The sequence below is a fragment of the Pseudosulfitobacter pseudonitzschiae genome, from assembly GCF_900129395.1.
GTDB lineage: Bacteria > Pseudomonadota > Alphaproteobacteria > Rhodobacterales > Rhodobacteraceae > Pseudosulfitobacter > Pseudosulfitobacter pseudonitzschiae.
In genome coordinates, this window is record NZ_FQVP01000034.1 from 1 (window position 1) to 1197 (window position 1197).

Genomic DNA, 1197 nt, shown 5'->3' on the forward strand with positions numbered 1-1197 from the left:
GGTAATCCCCCCCGATCTTAAGGGGATGCGGAAGTAGAATTTTCTCGGCAGGATGAACGAGGAGATTCCGATGAAGAAGACACGTTTTACCGAGGCCCAGATCATGGCCGTACTGCGCCAGATGGAAGGCGGTGTGCCTGCTGCCGAGCTGTGCCGTGAACATGGCATGAGCAGCGCCACGCTGTACAAATGGCGAGCGAAGTATGGCGGGATGGACGCCAGCCTCATCACTGAGATGAAGGCTATGGCGGAGGAGAACCGCCGACTGAAGCGCATGTATGCCGACGTCAGCATGCAGAATGACCTCCTGAAGGAAGCGCTCGGAAAAAAATGATGCGGCCAGCTCAGCGCCGAGAGTTGGCCGTGAAAGCGGTGGCGATGAAGGGGGTCAGCATTGCGCTGGCGTGCCGGGCGTTTGACGTCAGTGAGACGTGCTATCGGTACAGCCCCAAGCTGGACGATGAGAACGAGCAGATCGCCGATCTTCTGCTCGGGCTGACGACGGCGAAGAAGACCTGGGGCTTTGGCCTGTGCTTTCTGTACCTGCGCAATGTCCAAGGCCATGGCTGGAACCACAAGCGCGTCTACCGGATCTACCGCGAGCTGGAGCTGAACCTGCGGATCAAACCGCGCAAGCGTCTGAAGCGGGAAAAGCCCGAGGCGCTGGCGGTTCCAAAGGCTGCGAATGAGGTCTGGTCCATGGATTTTATGGCAGATCGCCTTGGGGACGGTCGCCAGTTCCGGCTGCTGAATGTCCTAGACGACTTCAACCGTGAAGGGCTGGGTATCGAGGTCGACTTCTCGCTACCCGCGGAACGCGTCGTCAGGGCGCTGAACCAGATCATCGAATGGCGCGGTGCGCCTCGAACCATTCGAGTCGACAACGGCCCGGAATATATCAGCGGCACCCTCATGGAATGGGCCGAAAACAAGGGCATCGCCTTGGCCCACATACAGCCGGGGAAACCGCAGCAGAACGCTTATGTCGAGCGCTACAACCGGACGGTCCGGCACGAATGGCTGGACCTCCACATCTTCGAAACCATCGACGAGGTGCAGCAGATTGCCACTGAATGGCTCTGGTCTTACAATCATGAGCGCCCAAACATGGGCAACGGCGGGATGACCCCCGCCCAGAAACTGAGAATGGCCGCGTAAATTCTACGACCAAGCCCCCGCAAAAACGGGGGGATTACC

At 59.1% G+C, this 1197-nt stretch carries 1 protein-coding gene; it reads left to right on the forward strand.

The window, feature by feature from the left end; translation table 11 throughout:
- The first annotated feature begins 70 nt into the window (after positions 1–70).
- Positions 71–1158, forward strand: a protein-coding gene (locus BUC08_RS24145) for an IS3 family transposase (protein WP_143186824.1) whose coding sequence is annotated in 2 segments (ribosomal slippage) — positions 71–332 and positions 332–1158 — 1089 coding nt in all. Because the reading frame shifts where the segments join, the coding sequence is not laid out codon by codon here.
- Positions 1159–1197: the final 39 nt, after the last annotated feature.